Here is a 20182-nt window from a genome sequence, read left to right on the forward strand (position 1 = left end):
GCTAGGCATCCTTCGTCTCTTTTTTAATGATGGCTGCAGCCGGTTGAGGTGGCATTAGTTTCTGGCGGAGTTGCTTCTTAATGCGTGTTTGTCGTGCAGTGTCGACAATTTTATGGCCGATCAAATCTGTCACATAAAAACTATCAATAACCTTCTCTCCGAAGGTTGTAATATGTGCGGAACGAATATCGAGTTTGAGGTCCGACAAGGCTTCACAAAGCTCTGATAGGAGGGCTGGCCGGTCTAGTCCTTCAACCTGAACAACCGAGAACCTGTTGGATAATGTGTTGTCGATTGTCACGACCGGTTCAATGACAAATGCTTTTGGTGTCCGCCCAGAACGTGGCCGCTTTGCCTGAACTTCCGGCAGATAACTCTTTCCGGACAGGACGTCTTCGATAAGTTTGCCAATGCGTCTTGCCCGGCGCAATTCGTCCTCATCGGCATCAAACTCACGCTCGAGCAAGATAGTGTCCAGCGCACGGCCGTCGCCGGTTGTAAAAATATGCGCGCCGTCAATTGAAGCACCCGCACTCGAACATGCCGCTGCAATAACTGCCAACAGGCGGGGATGGTCCTGTGCGAGGATCGTAATTTCAGTAATGGCTTGAAACGCATCCGTCTTCACCATCGTATCGAGTGGACGCCCTGCTATGTCGGCATCTCTTACAAAATGGGCATGGCGAATCTGATCTTTTAGTGAGACTGTGAGAATGTAATTGTCATAGTGCAGATTGGTGTATTTCGCGCGGTCGGCCTCATCCCATTCATCAAGCGCTTCAAAAAGCCGCTCGCGTTCGTTTTCTGCCCGGCTTTGGCGGTTGGTTTCTGAAAAGCCTCCTGTAATCCAAAGCTCTGCTTCTTGATAAAGGGTGCGCAATAATTGGCCTTTCCAGCCGTTCCATACGCCCGGCCCAACGGCGCGGATATCGCAAACTGTGAGCACTAATAGCAATTTCAGGCGGCGCATTGTGTGCACCGTTGCCGAAAAATCTTCGATTGTTTTCCGGTCTGAGAGATCACGCGATTGAGCAACCATGCTCATTGTCAGATGCTCTTGGATGAGCCATGCAATGAGTGCCGTATCTTCTTTTGAAAATCCAAGGCGCGGACATAGTTTGCGGGCAACCTCTGCGCCGGCAATCGAGTGGTCTTGCGGCCTGCCTTTGGCGATATCATGCAGCAGCAATGTGATGTACAGGATTTTGCGCTCATGCTTCATGGACGGCAGCAGCTCGGAAGTGAGCGGATGCTCCTTGGCAATTTCGCCGCTTTCAATGCGTTGAAGAACACCGACCGTGCGGATAAGATGTTCGTCGACTGTGTAGTGATGATACATGTTGAACTGCATCATGGCGACAACTTTGCCGAATTCACGTAGGAACCGTCCAAGAACACCGGCCTCGTTCATACGCCTCAGATTGAGTTCGGGATTATTTCCGGACGTCAAAATATTCATGAACAATTTGTTGGCGTTCACATCCTGACGCAATTTGCGGTCAATCAGTTTGAGCGACTTGCGGATCAACTGCATCGCTTGCGGGTGGTATTCCAGACTGTAACGATCCGCCAGATGGAAGATGCGTATCAGATTAACCGGATCGTTTTTGAAAACATCCGCATTGGCGACATTGATGCGTTGATTGTCGATAACAAAATCGTTGATCCCAGCAATTTTCCTGACGCTGCGCGAAAATGGCAATGTCTGGAAAAATTTGGTCAAAGAAGGCGCTTGTTTCAAATCCTGCTCTTCAAGTGCGGAGCAGAAGATACGCGTGAGATCGCCAACGTCTTTTGCGATAAGGAAATAATGCTTCATGAAGCGCTCCACATCCTGCAAGCCGGGATGCGATTGATAGCTCATGCGCGCGGCCAGCTCACGTTGGACATCAAATGAAAGGCGCTCTTCGGCTTTGCCGGTTAAAAAATGCAAATGGCAGCGCACCGCCCATAAAAAATCTTCACACTTAACAAAGAGATTAAACTCCGAGCGCGTGAAGACACCCTTTTTGATCAATTCTTTCCGGCGCAAAACCTGATATTGAAACTTGCCGATCCAGAACAATGTCTGCAGGTCGCGAAGCCCGCCTTTACCGTCTTTGACGTTGGGTTCCACCACATAGCGGGTTTCCCCCATTCTTTTGTGGCGGTCATCACGCTCCTGCAATTTGGCTTGCGTGAACTGTGAACCAATTTTTTGGACCACCTCGCTTTGATAGGCTTCAACAAGTTCTTCAAAAAGATCCCTGTTGCCGGTCAGATAGCGCACTTCAAGTATGGATGTGCAAATTGTCGTATCGGTTTTTGAAAGTTTGATACATTCATCAACCGTGCGTGTGGCATGGCCAACTTTAAGCCCCAAGTCCCACAGCATATAAAGAATATATTCTGCAATCTGTTCGCCGAGCGGCGTTTGCTTGTATGGTAGTATGAAAAGCAAGTCGACATCGGAGCCCGGAGCAAGCGTGCCCCGGCCATATCCGCCAACTGCTGTCAGTGTAAGTTTTTCGGCGTTTGACAGCTTTTCGGCCTGAAAAACATGGGCAAGTGCAAAATTATATGTCGCACAGATGATTTGATCTTGCAGATGGGAAAGACGCGCCGCGCAGCCGCGTCCGAGCCCATCTTCATAGAGCATTTCTTCAGCACGGTCGCGGCCCTGCTGCATAACTTTTTTCAAATGAGCTAAAACTTTGCCACGGACTTCTGTGCTGTTGCCGGAGCCCCCATTGTCGGATGCAAATCCGTCAAGCGCTTTTGCTAAAGCTGCTGGGTTAACAATCTCGTCAAGTTTTAAATCCGTTTTTTTTGCCAACAGGCGCTATCCTTTTTCAGTAGCAATTGATTTGAGCTTATATAGCGCTTCCATGGCTTGCATAGGGGTCATTTCATCCGGTGTCATGCCCTCGAGCGCGGTGTTGAGTGCATTTTTGGATGAATGCTGCTGGGATGATTGGCTTCTGTTCTCGGCAGCGCGCGCAATCTCTGTCGAAAATAAAGGCAAATCATCAATCAAGGTTGCTGCCTTACTTTCGCGTCCCTGTGTCTCCAATTCTTCCAGCACATTCTTGGCACGGCAAACAACGGCGTCAGGCAAGCCTGCAAGTCTTGCCACTTGTACGCCGTAGGAGCGGTCTGCTGCCCCATGAATGACTTCATGCAAGAAGATCACATCACCGTTCCACTCTTTGACCTTTATTGTCACATTCGCGAGGCGGTTATGTCGTTCACTCAGAGCGGTCAATTCATGAAAATGAGTTGCAAAAAGCGTCCGGCACTTATTTTGTTCGTGTAGATATTCAATGGTTGCCCAGGCAATGGACAGCCCATCAAATGTCGCTGTACCACGGCCGATTTCATCCAGAATAACCAGTGAGTTTGGCCCTGCCTGATTGAGGATGGCAGCCGTTTCCACCATCTCGACCATAAAGGTCGAACGCCCGCGCGCCAGATCGTCAGAAGCGCCGACGCGGCTGAACAACCGGTCAACAGCGCCGATATGGGCTGCGCCAGCAGGAACAAAAGAGCCGATTTGCGCCATGATGGCGATAAGTGCGTTCTGGCGCAGAAAGGTCGATTTACCACCCATGTTAGGGCCGGTAAGAACCCAAATCGCGCCGTGCTCATTGTCACCGTCTGCACGGGGCGACAAATCGCAATCATTGGCTACAAAGGGAGCGCTCGCTTGTTTCCGCAAGGCTTGCTCCACAACGGGATGCCTGCCAGCCGTGATGTTGAACGCGCGGCTATCATCTACGATCGGCCGGCAATAGCCTTGTCCGCCTGCAAGCTCGGCAAGAGCGATTGTAACATCCAGCACAGAGGCTGCCTGTGCACAAGCGCGTAAACCATCGGCTTGAGCAACGGCCGTATCGCGCAATTCATCAAAGATACCGATTTCAATTGCCAGCGCCCGACCTGCGGCACTTGCGATTTTGCTTTCAAGGTCGGCAAGCTCGGTTGTGGTAAAACGCATGGCATTTGCAAGGCTCTGGCGGTGTATATATTTGCCTTTAGCGTCATCGGTTTGTGTTAGCGGACCTGCATTGAGGGCCGTAACTTCGATAAAATAACCAAGCACATTATTGTGTTTGATCTTGAGTGATTTAACGCCGGTATCTTCAGCGTATTTTGATTGGAGCTCTGCAATAATACGCCGTGACTGATCGCGGAGCCCGCGCATTTCATCCAACTCAGCGTTATAACCATTGCGAACAAACCCGCCATCGCGTTTAAGCAGCGGCAGTTCTTCGCCAAGTGCACTCTCCAACAATTGGTGAACATCATCCGGAGCCATGGCCAGATTATCGGATGCGGCTTGAATTTCCTGCGGCAGCATCTCGCAGCCCGCCAAAACATCAAAAATTGATCGTGTAACCTTCAATCCGTTTGCAATTGCTGCCAGATCACGCGGGCCCCCGCGGTTAAGAGACAGGCGCGAAATCGCACGGGGCATATCCGGCATGGATTTGAGTAATGCGTGAAGCTTTTGGCCAAGATCGTCCTCACTAAGAAAAAAGCTGACTGCATCAAGACGCTGATTGATCTCACTGCAGTCGGTGAGTGGCGCGCGCAGCCGCTCGGCTAATAATCTGGCACCGCCGCCGGTCACCGTGCGGTCTATTGCTTTGAGAAGCGAGCCGTCACGTGAACCGTTCAAGGTTCTCTCAATCTCAAGATTGAGCCTTGTTGCCGGATCAATAAAGAGCAGGGAATTTTCGCTTTCTCGTTCCGGACGTTGCAGCGAAGGCCGTTCGGCTATCTGCGTTTTTTCAATATAGGCAAGTGCACCCGCCGCCGCTGAAAGTTCAGCGCGCGAAAAATCACCAAAGCTGTCCATTGTTTGGACATCATAAAACTTTGCAAGTTTTTGCGCTGCAGTCGCGCTGTCAAATAACACCGCCGGTTGCAAAGATACTGTCCGGCCAAATTGTTCAAATGCGGATTTCAAAAGTTCGTCATGATAGACGGGCTCGGCGACAACAATTTCTTTCGGGCCGATACGCATTAAGTCAGGTAGCAGCCGCTTTGCATCGGATTCCATCAGTCTGAACTGGCCGGTTGTAATATCGATCCACGCAAGCGCAAGCGCATCGCCGTCCGCTTTTACGCGGCCAACTGCGACGAGGTAGGATGTATCTGTTGGATTCAGTAATTTTTCTTCAGTGATTGTCGCTGGCGTCACAAGGCGTGTCACATCACGCCGAACAACCGACTTCGATCCACGTTTTTTAGCTTCGGCGGGATCTTCCAATTGTTCGCAGACGGCAACGCGGTAACCTTTGCCGATAAGCTTTTGCAAGTAATCATCAGCAGCGTGAACAGGGACGCCGCACATAGGAATGTCCTGATCAAGATGTTTACCGCGTTTGGTCAGTGCAATGCCAAGCGCGGCAGCAGCGATTTCTGCATCGGAAAAGAATAGCTCGTAAAAATCGCCCATGCGGTAAAACAGCAGCGAATCCGGGTTCGCAGCCTTTATTTCAAGGAATTGAGCCATCATAGGGGTGGGCGCGCTGACGGGTTTTGCCGCCTCTGGCGTTGATGTCTTTGTAGATGACGTTGGTGCACTCATGATGACTTGCTGACTGTTCGGTTTAAACGCGCGCAAAAGCGCCGGATATATCCGTTTATGCGTGTTTAAACGTCATCAAAACAGGGCAATTTGATGAAATCCCCTGCAAAGGTTGCAATAGAGCTGGGCTGAGTGGTGATATTATATACTAAGCTGCGAACCGCTCGGCATTTTCACCGTAATAGGCTTTGTACCGGCCGGAAATGTTTTCAATCGGTAACACCACCATAACATCGATCGTGTTGAACTCATGATCAATGACTGCGCCTTCGCCGAATTTTGCGCCAAGGCGAAGATAACCTTTGATCAGAGGCGGCAGGCTGTTCAGAGCCTTTTTCATATTGATTGCCTCTTCAGGCATCAAATCCATTGATACATGTCTGCCCGGTACCGGTGCAATGTGCCATGATGTGTCCGTGCGGGCGTGGTGATGCAAGAAACTCAAGGCCTCTGCATGTGCTGCCGGAACAGTGCCAAAAAAGGAGGCACATCCCAGCATGACATCAATTTTGTATCTTTGTGAATAGGCCCAGATACCCTGCCAAAGCAGCTCGATCGTGCGCTTGGAGCGATATTGGGGCAGAACGCATGAACGGCCAAGCTCCAGAAAGTTGCGGTCCTTGTGGCGTGTCATCAAGCTGGCAATGGCAAACTCACCAGCCGAGTAGTAGCCGCCGGCGGATTGCGCATGTTCTTTGCGCATCAAACGGTAGGTGCCGACAATCTGGTCTTCGCTTGAACCGGCAATTTCAGTGTCGAGAACGACTAAGTGGTCACAGTGATCATCAAACAAATCCTGATCAAGGCCGGATGCCTGACAGGATGGTGACGCATGTGCGCCAAATTCGCGATAAAACACATCATAGCGAATAGATTGCGCTTTCTCGATTTCACCGGCTGATTCGGCCAGCCTGACTTGAAGAGTACTAATTTGACCGAGCAGATTGCCCGTCGCATGTCCTTCAAATATTTGAGCTTTTTGTTCCGGCAAATTGCGTATGATCTGGTTCATATCACGCTTTCAAATTTAATCTTTGAGCGTGGGATATCAATCTTTCACAACAAAATGGTGACAGTTGCAACTAAAGTCAAATTGTGATCACGCAACACTGGTCGTTTTCTCTTCGAGCATAATTATCAAGGCATCAATGTTAAACGGCTTTTCAAGAATACCGGATGCACCGGCAGCCATAATGGCCTCATTTGTCGAAAGCTGATTGTCAGCAGTCACGGCCAAAAGAGCAACGGAGGGCGCATTACGCTCTTCCTCGTTACGTCGAATGGCTTTGATTGCCGTCAGGCCGTCCATGACCGGCATGTGCAGGTCCATCAATACAATGTCATATTCATGTTGTTTGTTAAGCTTTTCAACAGCCTGCGCGCCGTCTGTAACGTGCGTTACGCGGCATGAAGCACGTTCAAGCATATTGGTTGCCAGCAAAGCATTGATCGGATTGTCTTCGGCAACGAGTACGTTGTATTTTTTGTTATTCTCTTTCTGAATAGTCGCAGGCTGGCGATCTTCTGATTTTTCAATCGAGGGAATATCATTGCCCAGAACCCGAAGCGCAGTCGAAGGGCGCACGGGACGTGTCAAAAATCCATGATTGGCAGCTTTAAACGCCGCACCAATTGTGCCGCGTTGTTCAGGCGTGATGAGCGCGATGGCCTGGCAGTCAGGCAAGGCAAATTCAATTTGTTCTAAGGGCGGGGTTTTTGTCAGGCGTTGATCAATGATTATTTTGGACGGGTAGGGCCATTGATATGCAAGCTGATGCATTTCTGAGATGCTGGCACATTGCAAAACATGTGCGCCTGCACGCGAAGCAAGCCCGCTCAGCAAGTCTGCTTCAAACCCTTGTTTCATGCAGACCAGCACTGTTTCATTAATTGTAACGTTCTTTTTGGCTTCTGTGATCGGCGTTGCACGTACGTTCACGTTAAAAATGGAACCTTCACCAACGGCACTGTCGAGTGAAATGTCGCCACCCATAGCAATGGCCATCTTGCGTGCTATTGAGAGGCCAAGACCTGCGCCGTCATGGGTGCGGTTAAAAGTGTTTTCAACCTGTTCGAACGGCATGAAGATATTTGTTTGATGTTCTTCTGCAATGCCCGGCCCTGTATCCTGAACGCGAACGGTCAGATGATTGCCGCAGTACGACACATCAATACGAACACCGCCTTTATCGGTGAATTTGATCGCGTTTCCAATTATATTGAATAAAATCTGGCGAAGACGCCCGGCATCAATATTGATCTTTTCAGGAACTTCCGCGCTTAAATCGTAGCCAAGATCAATATTTTTGTGATGGGCTTTTTCGGCAAGCAGTTCCACGACACCGGCGATAAGAGACGCGATTGTTGTCGGTTCCGCGTTAATTTTATTGGCTGATATTTCCTCGCGTCCGAACTGCAGAAGATCATTAACAAGCAGAAGAAGTGCTTCGCTGGAGCTGATCATCGATTCGGTGTAATTGCGCTGCTCTGCGGTCAGTTGGGTATCGGCAAGTAAGCGCCCCATGCCGGTTATGCCGTTTAATGGCGTACGGATTTCATGGCTGACCATTGCAAGGAAACGAGATTTTGCCGCATCGGCTTCCTCTGCCTGGCGGCGCGCTTCTATGAGTGCAGCTTCTGTTCGCTTGTGCTGCGTTATATCGCGGCCAATAACCCTAATGAATATGTCGCCAGTATCCGGCTCACGCATGGAAAATTGCAGGCGGTCAAACCAAGTTTCAGTGCCGTCCTGCGCTGTCAGTTTTTTGAAGCAGCGCGGAGATTTGCCGCCTTTTAGAAACGCAAACTGCTCACGGTCTTGACCTATGATTGTCTCAGCCGGCTGGTCGACTAAATTTGCAAAAACGGCATTGGCATGAATGATTTTTCCCTCAGTGGTGCAGTCAACGACTGCATCGCCAAGCGCATTCATTTCAACGCTTTCCCACAATTGGTCAGCTTGAGCTTCCAACTCTTTTTTATCGTCAGATATTGCGCGCAGGTCATCCATGCCAGAGGCATATACCTTCTGGGTAATTATGCCGTGAAAACAGTCGTTAAAATTTTAAACGTTTGTACCGCTTTATGCCGCCATATCGACAACGACACGTCCGCGCACTTTGCCCTCCAGAATGCCATGTGCGGTTTCGATAATGTCATCGAAGCCGATTTTAGTCGCGATACTTGCCAGTTTTCCTGCGTCCAGTTCTGTAGAAAGGCGTGTCCATGCTTTTTCACGCAATGCGATTGGGGCCATAACACTGTCTATACCGTGCAGTGATACGCCGCGTAATATGAACGGAGCAACGCTTGCGGGCAGGTCCATGCCTTGCGCCAGTCCGCAAGCGGCAACCGCCCCATAATATTGCGTTTGCGCAAGCACATTGGCAAGCGTGGTAGACCCCACTGAATCAATAGCGCCGGCCCAACGTTCTTTACCAAGCGGCCGCCCCGGTTCTGATAGTTCGGCACGGTCGAGGATTTCTGCTGCGCCGAGACTTTTTAAGAATGCCTCTTCTGATGTTCGCCCCGTTGAAGCGATAACATGGTAACCAAGCTTTGCCAGCAGAGAAATACTGACCGAACCCACGCCGCCGTTTGCGCCAGTTACCAAAATTGGGCCGGTATCTGGTGTAATGCCCGCATTTTCGAGTGCAAGAACACTCAACATGGCCGTATAACCGGCTGTTCCAATTGCCATTGCATCTGTCGGTGTCATACCGTCCGGCAAAGCAATCAACCAATCGCCGTTCACACGCGCTTGTTGCGCATAGGCACCATAATGTGTCTCGCCAACGCCCCAACCGTTCAAAATAACCTTGTCGCCTGCTTTCCATTTCGCATGACTGGAAGAAAGAACCGTTCCGCAAAAATCGACACCGGGAATCATTGGCCAGCGACGCACAACAGGCGACTTGCCTGTTATCGCCAATCCATCCTTGTAGTTGACGGTCGTTGCCTCGACACGCACTACCACATCACCATCCATAAGATCGTCTACTGTTATATCCTCAATTGTGACGCTCTGTTTTTTGTCTTCGTCACGCGACACCATGATGGCTTTAAAAGTATCAGGCATATTTGTCTCCCGTTTGAATAGAAACGTGCTTCTACTCAGGATTCTTGTCAATCGCTTTGGTTTTACGCCAAGTGATCAATTCGTCTAAAATAACAAGGCCCGCACCAATGCTTATGGCGACATCAGCGACATTGAATACAGCGAACGACCAGTTTTCTAGATGGAACAGGAACATGTCCACGACATAACCGTTAAAAGCGCGGTCAATGATATTGCCGATCGCGCCACCTATGATCAGACCAAATGCAAGATGTGATAGCCAGCGATCTGGCGGAGTGGAGCGCCAGAGCCAGAGAACAAAACAGACCACGGCGAGCGCAATGATAATCAGTGGCCACGGCCCAAGGCCGCGCAGCATTGAAAATGCGATACCTTCGTTGTGCGTACGAAAGAGCGAAAAAAAAGACAGCAATTCGTTTTGCTGCTGATACGCCATTTGGGTTTCCACCCAATATTTTGTTGCCTGATCAACCAGCACAACCAAGAGTACAATGACAAAGCCGCTCACAGATTTTCTCATATCCGGTTTCCCCGCTTCTCAAGTGAAAGGGCATGACGGCGCACTTCGTAAAGGCAAACACCAGTAGCAATCGCAAGATTCAGACTATCTGCACGCCCGACCTGCGGAATACGAATAAGCTGCTCGCACACTTTAACAAGCGGGGCTGGCATGCCGGACTGTTCATTGCCCATAATCAATAATATCGGACGGCCGGAATATTGCGGCGTGCGGTAATCGACAGAACCGGCAAGATGTGTGCCGACAACAAGCCCGTTCCACTCTTTTGCAAAAGTAATAAATTCTGATTCGCTTAAATGAGCGACCGGTATTGCGAAAATGGAGCCCATCGTTGCGCGAACAGTTTCTGTGGCAAAGGGATCAGTGGTATCGCCAACCAGAATTATGCCTTTTGCCCCTGCTGCATCTGCCGTGCGCATGATCGTTCCCAGATTTCCCGGGTCGCGAATACGGTCGAGTGCAATCCACACATCTTCTGCTTCTGGCTTTATTTTAGCGGCATCAAGCAACTGACGTTCAAAAATACCGACAACCATTTGTGGATTGTCACGGCGTGTTATGCTGCCCAGCACTTTTTCAGGCACAATGAGAACGTCGGAACCATTGGCCGCTGCGCGGGCTGCGAGATTTTTGACATTATCATTGTCGCGGTGTGAAGCGGCAAAAAGAAGCGTTTTTAATGTCCAGCCACCGTCAATGGCATCAATGATTAGCTTCATGCCCTCCGCGATGAAAGAATTGGTTTCTTCGCGGTGGCGTTTTTTTTCTAAAAACCGGATATCTTTGATGATCGGGTTGGAAACGCTTGTAATCTCTTTGATGCGCCCGCTTTTTTTATGTTCGTCACGCATTGGCACTCTCCGGTAACCAGCGTGAGAACATAGAGGTGGAAAGTGCGCGCCCGCGCAGTTTCTCGCGAATAATCAATTCTCCTGATTCGACACATCCGCGTGTCTTGTAACCGGTAAAACTGTCCATCATCGCTTCGTGCATCGCAAAAAATGACGCGCGTATGGCATAGGCTGTCAAGACCAGCATGACAGGATCATCACTTAACAGATCGCGGCAGCCATCCAGCATGTCAGGTAAATGATCAAACAGCTGCCACACTTCCCCGTTCGGACCGCGTCCATAGGCGGGAGGATCAAGCAATATGATGTCATATGTATTGCCGCGGCGTATTTCACGCTGCACGAATTTCATCGCGTCTTCGCAAATCCACCGGACCGGCATTTCATCAAGACCGGCAAAGCTTTGGTTTTCACGGGCCCAGCCGATAGCCTTTTTGGAGGCGTCGACATGGGTAACGTGAGCGCCGGCATCTGCGGCAACCAGTGAAGCGACGCCGGTGTAGCCAAACAGATTAAGAACACGCAATTGTCTGTCGGAACTCTTTAGGGCTTCCCGTATGGCGCGCCAATGAGCAGCCTGCTCAGGGAAAACTCCGACATGGCGAAAAGAAGTGAAGCGCCCCATATAACCGACACCGTCAAACGCCATCGGCCATGTTTCGCCGAATTGTGCACCCGGAAATCGCCAGCGGCCCACGCCTTCTTCATCTGTGTCACCGGTGAAGATTGCATTGGCGCTATCCCACAGGGCATCATCCTGGCTTCGCCCCCATATAGCCTGTTGTTCAGGCCGGATTATTTTTATGTCGCCATACTGCTCAAGCTTCAGACCGTCGCCGGTATCCAGCAAAGCGTAATTTTGATCGGCTAGTGTTTCAAGGATAACCGGAAGCTTTTCTGAAGGCCGATGTGCAGTTTTACGCGGGCGGACAACAGGGGCGCGGTTTTCGACTTGGTTGCTGTTCTTGGACGGTGTCGCAGGTTTTGCGGCGTGTTTGGGCTTTGGACGAAAACCGGTGTCCTGACCTGCGTTTTCAGCTCTTTGGTTCAAACCGCGCTGCGATTTATTCTTTTTGTTTTTTGCTCGCTGTGGACGCACATTGAATTCCAATTTGACAGGCTGAATGGATAATGAGCAGCCTCTTTTGCTCATATGGGATTATAGCATAAAGCCAAAAATGAGAGCACTAAGGCTGGATTTTAATTATTGTTCAGCGCCAGAGTGGATGAGGCCTTTTTCTTCTCGCCAACGCCAGCTTCTTTCATTTCATAGCGCAGATGCTGGACTTCTTTTTTATAGGCACGTTCTTTCTTGCGGTGCTTGCTTTGTGCAAACCAGCTTCCAATACCGCCAACCAAAACACCAAGAGCACCGGCAGCGTAAAGCCATAAGAAAAATGGTGCGTCAAAGCTCAAAGCCCCGTTCGACGGATTGAAAACGTCGAGATTGAGCGAGACCGATTGCCGGTTTGCGACCGTTAAAGCAATCAGCACGATTGCGAGCGGAATTAAAATAAGCACAAAAATAATTTTGCGGAGCATGTCAGTTTCCCAGGAAGCTTAAAAGCTGCCTTATTTGTTTAAGCGTTCACGAAGCTCTTTACCGGTCTTGAAAAACGGGACCCATTTTTCTTCAACTTGCACTGTTTCGCCTGTGCGCGGGTTGCGGCCTTCACGAGGAGGGCGGTTTTTGATTGAAAAAGCACCGAAACCACGAAGTTCAACCCGGTTTCCTGAAGCAAGTGTTTCTGTAATCTCATCGAGGATCGCATTTACAATATTCTCGACATCTCTTTGATATAAATGCGGATTCCGATCTGCAATTATCTGCACAAGCTCAGACTTTATCATAACGTCCCCATGTACTTTCATTCAGCTGTTTATTCATTTTGGTCAGCGCTTTGAACGTGCCAAATCGAAAGCAGACCGTCAAGCATAAGACGTCTCTCAAATTGCTCGGCAATGGGCTGAGATAGGCTTTCAAGCCCGATTTGTTTCATAATCCATGTCACGGCTGCTCCCGGTATTAGAAAATTGCTACGCTCAGGCTTCTTTTTCCAAAGTTTCGTATCCAGCTCTTCATCAAGTCCTTGTTCTGTAAGCCAGTTGCGGGCGACATCCTCTCCGCCCAATTGGTCAACGAGGCCATTTTCAAGGGCTTGGCGGCCGGTAAACACGGAACCGTCTGCAAGCTGTGCTGTTTCTTGCGGATCAAAACCGCGGCGTTCGGTGACTATACCTTTAAACCAGTCGTAGCTGTCCAATATCATCCGCTCTATCATCGCTTCTGCCTCCGGCGGCGTATTCCCGTAAAAATTGGGCTCCGCTTTCAGTGGTGATGACTTGATAGAGCGCATGTCCACGCCAAGATTGTCTAAAAGGCCTTCAAAATTAGGATATTGGAAAATCACACCAATCGAGCCGACGATTGATGATTTGCGTGCCACAATCTGGTCTGTGGCTGAGGCAATCATATAGCCTGCCGAGGCTGCTAAAGTGCCAACTTGTGCGACAACGGGCTTTTTTTCTGCGATTTTGCGGACCGCTTCAAATATGGCTTCACCGCCCACTGTTGTGCCACCGGGTGAATCAATCGATAGGATAACGCCTTTAACGAAGTCATTTTCCTCAATATCCTCTAGACGCTCAAGCAAATCTTCATCTTCAAATATTGTGCCGTTTATTTTCACTTTTGCGATGTGATTGTATGTAAAACCGCCGGTTTCGTCATTGTTTGTGAAATAGGTGGCTGCCCAAACAACGCCGAGAACCGCAATCAAAATAGCGACAATCCGCCAGAAAGTTACTTTGCGGCGTAGACGTTGACGGTCGATAATATCATCTGCTTGCAATGCTCAATCCTTGTCGCTGGCATATCGGGCGTTTTGATTGTACGGTTTAAGCCAACGCCTGGATAGTTTTCAAGCATCAGCTAATATAGACCTATCATCACTTTTCCAGTAAAATCGGAACGATCCCAATAAAACCACATTAACAGTGTATCTGTTTATCACTTCGCTAACCACAATCGGTAATTTAAAGCATTATGTCCAATGTCGTAGCCAAAACAGCTTCAAACGACGCTTTTGAGCGGGCCCGCAGGCATTCCGCCAAAGTCAGACTATACAAAAGAATTTTACCGCTTATTGCGCTTATCGGCGTTGTAATTGTGGGCGGCGTATTATTTGTTTCCCGTATTGTGCCCGATGGATCGGTTGATCTGGCATCAAGTACCATCAGCGATGGCAAGCTTGTTATGGCAAGCCCAAAACTTAACGGTGTGACCAAAGATAAGCGTCCGTATCGTGTTACCGCTTCTCGCGCCATTCAGGATCTCTCGGGTGAAACCGCCATGCAGCTTGAAAAGCTGGTCGCAAAAGTTGAGCTGAGCAATGGCGCAGAAGCCGAACTTAACGCGCCGACAGGCAGTTTTGATGATCAGGATAGCATCTTGTCGCTCGGCGAGCAGTCCATACTGACAACATCTGACGGTATGCGGGCCGTATTAGGACGCGCCGATATTGATCTGGCGTCTGGAAATGTGGCTGCTAAGGACAAAATAACAATCACTCAAAAACAGACAACAATCTACTCTGACAGTATGGATATCCATGATGGCGGCAAGCACATCGTCTTTTCAGACAATGTCACTCTTGTTCTACAGCCAGGTGTAGTGTCTAAGGTCAATCAGGATATTGCTAACGCCGAAGATGATGCATCCCCTATTGTTGATACGAATTAAAGTTACAGGTCTAAATTTTAGATGACGCATATTTTAAAAGCTATTGTTACCGCTTCTTTTGCCGTCTTGCTCCCTTTGGCTGCTTTAGCGCAACAAGGTTCAGGTTTGGCGCTTTCCTCGGGCAAGCCGGTTCAGATTGATGGCGACAAGCTGGAAATTTTTGAAAATGACGGCAAGGCAATTTTCACCGGTGCAGTGAGTGTTGTGCAGGATGATACGATTCTTCGCACATCAAAACTGACAATCTTCTATGCCAAAGGCGGTGAAGGTTCGATTGCAACCGGTGCAGCCGACATTGACCGTTTACTGGCGACTGGCGGTGTGAACATTCAAAGCGGTAAGCAGGTTGCAACAGGTGAAACCGGAACATACGACATGAAAACGGAAGTTTTTGTGCTGTCCGGCAAGCGCGTTACACTGTCTGAAGACGGCAATGTTGCAACTGGATGTAAACTGACGGTCACCCAGACAAGCGGGCGTGCTAAATTGGAAGGGTGCGGCAACACATCACGTCCGACCGTTCTCATACAGCCTAAAAACAAGAACTAAGAGCGCTTGTTTTGGCTGTATTTTCCGGCAAAAAAACACCTGTAGCCGATATCTCTGTTGACGATTTGGGGCTTTCAAATCCCGAAAAGCTCGACGGGACGCTCATCGCGCGCGGCTTAAGTAAATCTTACCGCGGACGCCGCGTGGTCAATAGTGCCGGCATGGCAGTGCGCCGGGGTGAGGCTGTTGGGTTGCTTGGTCCAAATGGTGCGGGCAAGACGACCTGTTTTTATATGGTGACAGGCCTAGTGCCGGTTGACGCTGGTCGCATCCTTATTGACGGCAATGATGTAACGATGATGCCGATGTATCAGCGCGCACGGCTGGGAATTGGATATTTACCGCAGGAAGCATCTATTTTTCGCGGGTTAAGTGTCGAGAAAAATATCATGGCGGTGCTTGAGGTTGTCGAAAAGAGCAGCAAGGAGCGCAACCGGAAGCTCGATCAGCTGCTTGAAGAATTTTCGATAAGCCATTTAAGAAAAGCACCTTCAATTGCTCTTTCCGGCGGTGAGCGTAGACGATGCGAAATTGCGCGCGCGCTGGCCTCCGATCCGCAATTTATGCTGTTGGATGAGCCGTTTGCAGGCGTGGACCCGATCGCAGTTTCCGATATTCAGCAGCTTGTTCGACACCTGACCAAACGTGGTTTGGGCGTGCTGATTACAGACCATAATGTGCGTGAAACGCTAGGACTGATTGATCGTGCCTATATCATTCATGCAGGACGCGTGCTGACACACGGAACGCCGGCCGAAATCATTGCGAACAAAGATGTTCGCCGCTTTTATCTTGGCGATGAATTTAGACTTTAGATAATTTTCTTTTCTGCTGTTGCATTCGATTGCATCAAGATGGACTCGCTTAACTATTCTCCTCTAAAGTGCGTTAAGCAAATTTCAGGCCAATTCAGGAAAGGGCAATATTTGTATGGCTTTGAATGCAAGACTCAATTTGCGTCAAACGCAGTCATTGAAGATGACGCCACAATTGTTGCAGTCCATCAAGCTGTTGCAATTTACGCAGGTTGAGCTTGAACAATTTATAGAAAGCCAGATTGAGAGCAATCCGCTTCTTAAACAAACCAGCCGTGAGGATGAAGCGTATGCGGACCGTGACGCGGGCTTTGGCAGTATCCAAGACCGCACATCCAATGAACGCAATACCGATTGGGATAATAGCGAACTTGAAGTGAGCGCCGCAGCCATTTCCGATAAGCTGGATAGCTCGCTGGAAAACATATTCCCTGATGATCCGGGCAATGGTGATGGCGCGATGCCTGATCAATTGAAGCAGGCAGGCAGTGCCTCCGGCGCAGCGCCGGGGCTGCCGTCATCAAGAAATACCGATGATGAATATACTCTGGAAAATATAGCCCAGTCACAGCTAAGTCTGCGCGAAGTGATTGAGCAGCAAACACCGTTCATTTTTAAAACTGTTTCTGACCATGCGATTGCGCGTGAGTTGACAGATGCCCTTGATGAACGGGGTTATATTGAGCTGGATTTACCGGCCATCTGCGAACGGCTCAATTGTGAGGAAGAAGATGTTCTGGCTGTGCTTGAGCGTTTGCAAAGCTGTGATCCGGCGGGTGTTTTTGCCCGTAATTTGTCCGAATGCCTTCGGTTGCAGTGTGAACGCAATCACCGGCTTGATCCGGCGATGAACGCGCTTCTTGATAATCTTGAATTGCTGGCAAAGCGGGATTTTAAAGCACTGGGGCAAATATGCGGCGTTGATGATAGCGACCTTCTGGATATGCTGGGCGAAATCAAGCGTCTTGATCCACGGCCCGGGCTAAGGTTCGAGGCCAGTAGTACGCAAGCCATTGTCCATGATGTGGAAGTGTCTCAAACACCGGATAAAAGCTGGCGGATTGAGCTTAATTCTGATGCATTGCCGAAAGTCATTGTCGACCGTCAATATTTTAATGAGGTGTCAGGTTCCAAGCTTAAAAAGGAGGAAAAATCCTTTATTGCCGACTGTATGGCAAGCGCCACATGGCTCGAGCGCAGTCTGGACCAGCGCGCGATTACTATTTTGAAGGTAACGACCGAAATTGTGAAACAACAGGATGGTTTCTTTCTCCATGGTGTCTCAAGTCTGAAGCCGATGACCATGAAAATGGTTGCCGATGCGATAGATATGCATGAATCGACCGTTAGCCGCGTTGCTTCCAACAAATATATGATGACCCCAAGGGGTTTATTCGAACTTCGGTATTTTTTCACCGTTGCTATTTCCGGCACTGCCGGCGGAGCCGAAGATCATTCCTCTGAATCGGTGCGCCAGCGGATACGTGATTTGATAAAAGAAGAGACGGTGCAAAAGGTACTGTCCGACGATGCTTTGGTGGATATTTTACGTGCAGAAGGCATTGAGATTGCACGTCGGACGGTCGCTAAATACCGTGAGGCGATGAATATCGCCTCATCTGTTCAGCGCCGTCGTGAAAAAAGGGCGCAGCAGGCGTCAGAACAAAAACACCATTAAGCACTCATTATTTGTGAAATAATTTTTATGGTTTTGCTCTTCACAGAAGCGCGAAACTGGCACAAGCTGTTATTATTGGGTGGCGTCTTAGCGACTCAGAATAATAACTAAAGAACGAGGTAAATCATGAGCTTACGTATTTCTGGAAAACACATGGAAATCGGCGATGCATTCAAAATTCGCATTGAAGATCGCATTGAAGACGCGCTTACGAAATACTTCGACAAAGGCGCGCAGGGGCATGTGACAGTGGAAAAATCGGGGAACCGGTTTAAAGCAGATTGCGTTATGCATCTTGATACGGGCGCGATGTTGCAGGCGAGCGGCGAGGGACAAGACCCTGACGGAAGCTTTGATGCAGCCGCGGAACGCCTAGAAAAACGCTTGCGTCGCTACAAGCGTCGCCTGAAGAACCATCACACGCAAGAGGCTGCAAGTCGGACTGAAAATTACGCATACAAAGTGCTGGAAGCACTGCCGGAAGATGATGAAGAAGAACTGCCGGAAGATTATGCACCGGCAATTATTGCTGAAACGAAGATGCAATTAGCGACTTTGCCTGTGGCTTCTGCCGTTTTGCAACTGGACCTTCAGGACAACCCGGTCTATGTGTTCCGAAACGCGGGCAGTGGTGACGTAAATCTTGTTTATCGTCGTCCGGATGGAAACATCGGTTGGATTGACCCCGGCGCAATGAAGTGACGCCAAAGCCAGCCGTCAAGCGTGCCTTAGGGCGGGGCGCTGACAAACAATAGGGTAAGTGACATGGATCTTGGCGAATTCCTCGGCAAGGACGCGGTTGTTATCGACTTGAAAGCAAGCTCTAAAAAACAGCTTCTTCAAGCAATGTCTGAGCGGGCGGCAGAACTGACAAATCTGTCGGCCCGTGAAATATTTGACACGATTTTGCAACGTGAGAAGCTGGGCTCAACAGGTGTGGGGAACGGAATTGCGATTCCACACGGGAAATTTAACAATTTCGACAAGATATTTGGTGTCTTTGCCAGACTTGAAACACCAGTTGCCTTTGATTCACTTGATGAAAAGGACGTCGATATCGCTTTTCTGCTTCTGGCGCCTGAAAGCGCTGGCGCGGATCATCTGAAAGCACTTTCCCGTATCGCGCGTGTCTTGCGTGATACTGAGCGCCTGGCGGCGCTTAGGTCTGCATCAAGCGAGGATGCAATTTATAGTCTGCTGACCAAATCTGCCCAATCCAACGCAGCCTAATTTTATGGAAGTATCTTAAGCGGCTCTGATATATCAGGGCCGCTTTTAATTGATGACTGTTTAGCGGATACGCTCTTGCGTTTGCGCATCAAACAGGAAAGCGCGCGCCGGATCGAATGATGCGGTGGTGGCTTTCCCGTGCACAACAGAATGTCCTTCAGGCAGCTGAATTGTTAAAGGATCGGCCGTGTCTGCGCCGGAATAGGCAAATGATGCGCCGCCCAAATCCTCAATCACGTCAATTTTTACATCAAGTTGAGCGCTGCCATCCGCGGTAAAGTGCTCCGGACGAATGCCCAATGTAACCTTGTGTCCTTTTTCCAGTTTCGTCGACGTAGGAACCTTGGCTTTCGCGCCGTTAAAGCCATCAATTTCGACGGTCGCCTTACCGGCAGCATAGGCAGTAATTGTGCCGCTTAAATGATTCATTTTTGGGGAGCCGATAAAGCCGCTGACGAACTGGTTGTCGGGATCATTGTATAGATCGAGGGGAGAGCCGAACTGTTCGACACGCCCTGCGCGCAGAACAACGATTTTGTCGGCCAGTGTCATCGCCTCAACCTGGTCATGGGTAACGTAAATCATCGTGGCGCCAAGATCATTATGAAGCTTTGCGATCTCAAGGCGCATTTGTACGCGAAGTTCTGCATCGAGATTTGAAAGCGGTTCGTCAAACAAAAAGACTTTCGGCTCGCGTACAATTGACCGGCCAATCGCGACACGCTGGCGTTGTCCGCCGGACAGCTGTTTCGGTTTGCGGTCAAGAAGGGCATCCAGCTTCAAAATTTCGGCTGCTTTTTTCACGCGCTCGTCCACAAATTTAGCGTCGTGACCGATCATTTTAAGCCCGAAACCCATATTTTCCCGCACTGTCATATGCGGATATAGCGCGTAAGACTGAAATACCATCGCAACACCGCGTTCGGCAGGCTCCACATAGGTAACATCTTGCTCGCCAATGGAAATCTTGCCCGAGGTTGCTTCTTCAAGTCCCGCTATCAAACGCAAAAGCGTGGATTTTCCGCATCCCGACGGCCCGACAAATACAACAAATTCGCCTGACTTAATGTCCAGATCAACGCCGTGAATGACGTCGACGGGGCCAAACGATTTCTTTAATTTGTTCAGTACAACATTGGTCATT

18 protein-coding genes are annotated in these 20182 nt (G+C 49.5%); 6 read left to right on the top strand and 12 right to left on the bottom strand.

Annotated features, from left to right (window positions below; genetic code table 11):
• Position 1: 1 nt before the first annotated feature.
• The 11 genes from SU32_RS05870 to sppA all read right to left on the bottom strand — a co-directional run bounded on the left by SU32_RS05870 (position 2) and on the right by sppA (position 13876).
• Positions 2–2815: a [protein-PII] uridylyltransferase gene (locus SU32_RS05870; protein WP_053998418.1), complete on the bottom strand. Its 2814-nt coding sequence runs from the start codon at positions 2813–2815 to the stop codon at positions 2–4.
• A gap of 6 nt (positions 2816–2821) precedes the next feature.
• Positions 2822–5575: a DNA mismatch repair protein MutS gene (mutS, locus tag SU32_RS05875; RefSeq protein ID WP_053998419.1), complete on the bottom strand. Its 2754-nt coding sequence runs from the start codon at positions 5573–5575 to the stop codon at positions 2822–2824.
• A 148-nt stretch (positions 5576–5723) separates the two neighbouring features.
• Positions 5724–6587, bottom strand: a complete 864-nt coding sequence (gene olsB, locus SU32_RS05880) for a l-ornithine N(alpha)-acyltransferase (protein ID WP_053998420.1) — start codon at positions 6585–6587, stop codon at positions 5724–5726.
• An 87-nt stretch (positions 6588–6674) separates the two neighbouring features.
• Positions 6675–8585, bottom strand: a complete 1911-nt coding sequence (locus tag SU32_RS05885) for an ATP-binding protein (protein WP_053998421.1) — start codon at positions 8583–8585, stop codon at positions 6675–6677.
• A 72-nt stretch (positions 8586–8657) separates the two neighbouring features.
• Positions 8658–9653 (bottom strand): acrylyl-CoA reductase (NADPH), encoded by a 996-nt coding sequence (gene acuI, locus SU32_RS05890; protein WP_053998422.1) that lies wholly within the window; start codon positions 9651–9653, stop codon positions 8658–8660.
• 31 nt (positions 9654–9684) lie between these two features.
• Positions 9685–10173, bottom strand: coding sequence for a signal peptidase II (lspA, locus tag SU32_RS05895; RefSeq protein WP_053998423.1), 489 nt, complete (start codon positions 10171–10173; stop codon positions 9685–9687).
• A complete protein-coding gene (locus SU32_RS05900) occupies positions 10170–11024 on the bottom strand; it encodes a TrmH family RNA methyltransferase (protein ID WP_053998424.1) in 855 nt (284 codons plus the stop codon). The genes lspA and SU32_RS05900 overlap by 4 nt, the downstream gene beginning before the upstream one ends.
• The gene (locus SU32_RS05905; protein ID WP_425394261.1) at positions 11017–12123 is read right to left on the bottom strand and encodes a class I SAM-dependent methyltransferase; all 1107 of its coding nucleotides are present in this window, start codon (positions 12121–12123) and stop codon (positions 11017–11019) included. The genes SU32_RS05900 and SU32_RS05905 overlap by 8 nt, the downstream gene beginning before the upstream one ends.
• 101 nt (positions 12124–12224) lie before the next feature.
• Positions 12225–12566 carry a LapA family protein gene (locus tag SU32_RS05910; RefSeq protein ID WP_053998425.1) on the bottom strand — a complete coding sequence of 114 codons (342 nt, stop codon included), beginning with the start codon at positions 12564–12566 and terminating at the stop codon, positions 12225–12227.
• Between the two features lie 30 nt (positions 12567–12596).
• Positions 12597–12875, bottom strand: a complete 279-nt coding sequence (locus SU32_RS05915) for an integration host factor subunit beta (protein ID WP_053998426.1) — start codon at positions 12873–12875, stop codon at positions 12597–12599.
• 29 nt (positions 12876–12904) lie between these two features.
• On the bottom strand, positions 12905–13876 hold the full coding sequence (gene sppA, locus SU32_RS05920) for a signal peptide peptidase SppA (RefSeq protein ID WP_053998427.1): 972 nt from the start codon (positions 13874–13876) through the stop codon (positions 12905–12907).
• 194 nt (positions 13877–14070) lie between these two features.
• Between sppA and SU32_RS05925 the strand changes: the two genes are divergently transcribed.
• The 6 genes from SU32_RS05925 to ptsN all read left to right on the top strand — a co-directional run bounded on the left by SU32_RS05925 (position 14071) and on the right by ptsN (position 19038).
• Positions 14071–14766, top strand: coding sequence for a hypothetical protein (locus tag SU32_RS05925; protein ID WP_053998428.1), 696 nt, complete (start codon positions 14071–14073; stop codon positions 14764–14766).
• 21 nt (positions 14767–14787) lie between these two features.
• Positions 14788–15315 carry an LptA/OstA family protein gene (locus tag SU32_RS05930; RefSeq protein WP_053998429.1) on the top strand — a complete coding sequence of 176 codons (528 nt, stop codon included), beginning with the start codon at positions 14788–14790 and terminating at the stop codon, positions 15313–15315.
• Positions 15316–15365: 50 nt separating this feature from the next.
• Entirely contained in the window at positions 15366–16130 is a 765-nt protein-coding gene (lptB, locus tag SU32_RS05935) for an LPS export ABC transporter ATP-binding protein (RefSeq protein ID WP_053998521.1), read from the top strand.
• Between the two features lie 115 nt (positions 16131–16245).
• Positions 16246–17808 (top strand): RNA polymerase factor sigma-54, encoded by a 1563-nt coding sequence (rpoN, locus tag SU32_RS05940; protein WP_053998430.1) that lies wholly within the window; start codon positions 16246–16248, stop codon positions 17806–17808.
• Positions 17809–17934: 126 nt separating this feature from the next.
• Positions 17935–18510, top strand: a complete 576-nt coding sequence (hpf, locus tag SU32_RS05945) for a ribosome hibernation-promoting factor, HPF/YfiA family (RefSeq protein WP_053998431.1) — start codon at positions 17935–17937, stop codon at positions 18508–18510.
• A gap of 63 nt (positions 18511–18573) precedes the next feature.
• Positions 18574–19038, top strand: coding sequence for a PTS IIA-like nitrogen regulatory protein PtsN (gene ptsN / locus SU32_RS05950; protein WP_053998432.1), 465 nt, complete (start codon positions 18574–18576; stop codon positions 19036–19038).
• A 60-nt stretch (positions 19039–19098) separates the two neighbouring features.
• On the opposite strand, the gene SU32_RS05955 is transcribed toward ptsN, so the two are convergent.
• Positions 19099–20181 (bottom strand): ABC transporter ATP-binding protein, encoded by a 1083-nt coding sequence (locus tag SU32_RS05955; RefSeq protein ID WP_053998433.1) that lies wholly within the window; start codon positions 20179–20181, stop codon positions 19099–19101.
• Between the last annotated feature and the right edge of the window lies 1 nt (position 20182).

The organism is Ahrensia marina (assembly GCF_001293565.1).
Lineage (GTDB): Bacteria > Pseudomonadota > Alphaproteobacteria > Rhizobiales > Rhizobiaceae > Ahrensia > Ahrensia marina.

Coding starts and splice junctions, on each gene's coding strand:
- SU32_RS05885 (WP_053998421.1), bottom strand. CDS start 8,585: ATGGATGACCTGCGCGCAATATCTGACGATAAAAAAGAGTTGGAAGCT.
- rpoN (WP_053998430.1), top strand. CDS start 16,246: ATGGCTTTGAATGCAAGACTCAATTTGCGTCAAACGCAGTCATTGAAG.
- SU32_RS05930 (WP_053998429.1), top strand. CDS start 14,788: ATGACGCATATTTTAAAAGCTATTGTTACCGCTTCTTTTGCCGTCTTG.
- SU32_RS05925 (WP_053998428.1), top strand. CDS start 14,071: ATGTCCAATGTCGTAGCCAAAACAGCTTCAAACGACGCTTTTGAGCGG.
- SU32_RS05910 (WP_053998425.1), bottom strand. CDS start 12,566: ATGCTCCGCAAAATTATTTTTGTGCTTATTTTAATTCCGCTCGCAATC.
- lspA (WP_053998423.1), bottom strand. CDS start 10,173: ATGAGAAAATCTGTGAGCGGCTTTGTCATTGTACTCTTGGTTGTGCTG.
- SU32_RS05955 (WP_053998433.1), bottom strand. CDS start 20,181: ATGACCAATGTTGTACTGAACAAATTAAAGAAATCGTTTGGCCCCGTC.
- SU32_RS05915 (WP_053998426.1), bottom strand. CDS start 12,875: ATGATAAAGTCTGAGCTTGTGCAGATAATTGCAGATCGGAATCCGCAT.
- SU32_RS05900 (WP_053998424.1), bottom strand. CDS start 11,024: ATGCGTGACGAACATAAAAAAAGCGGGCGCATCAAAGAGATTACAAGC.
- hpf (WP_053998431.1), top strand. CDS start 17,935: ATGAGCTTACGTATTTCTGGAAAACACATGGAAATCGGCGATGCATTC.
- mutS (WP_053998419.1), bottom strand. CDS start 5,575: ATGAGTGCACCAACGTCATCTACAAAGACATCAACGCCAGAGGCGGCA.
- olsB (WP_053998420.1), bottom strand. CDS start 6,587: ATGAACCAGATCATACGCAATTTGCCGGAACAAAAAGCTCAAATATTT.
- ptsN (WP_053998432.1), top strand. CDS start 18,574: ATGGATCTTGGCGAATTCCTCGGCAAGGACGCGGTTGTTATCGACTTG.
- acuI (WP_053998422.1), bottom strand. CDS start 9,653: ATGCCTGATACTTTTAAAGCCATCATGGTGTCGCGTGACGAAGACAAA.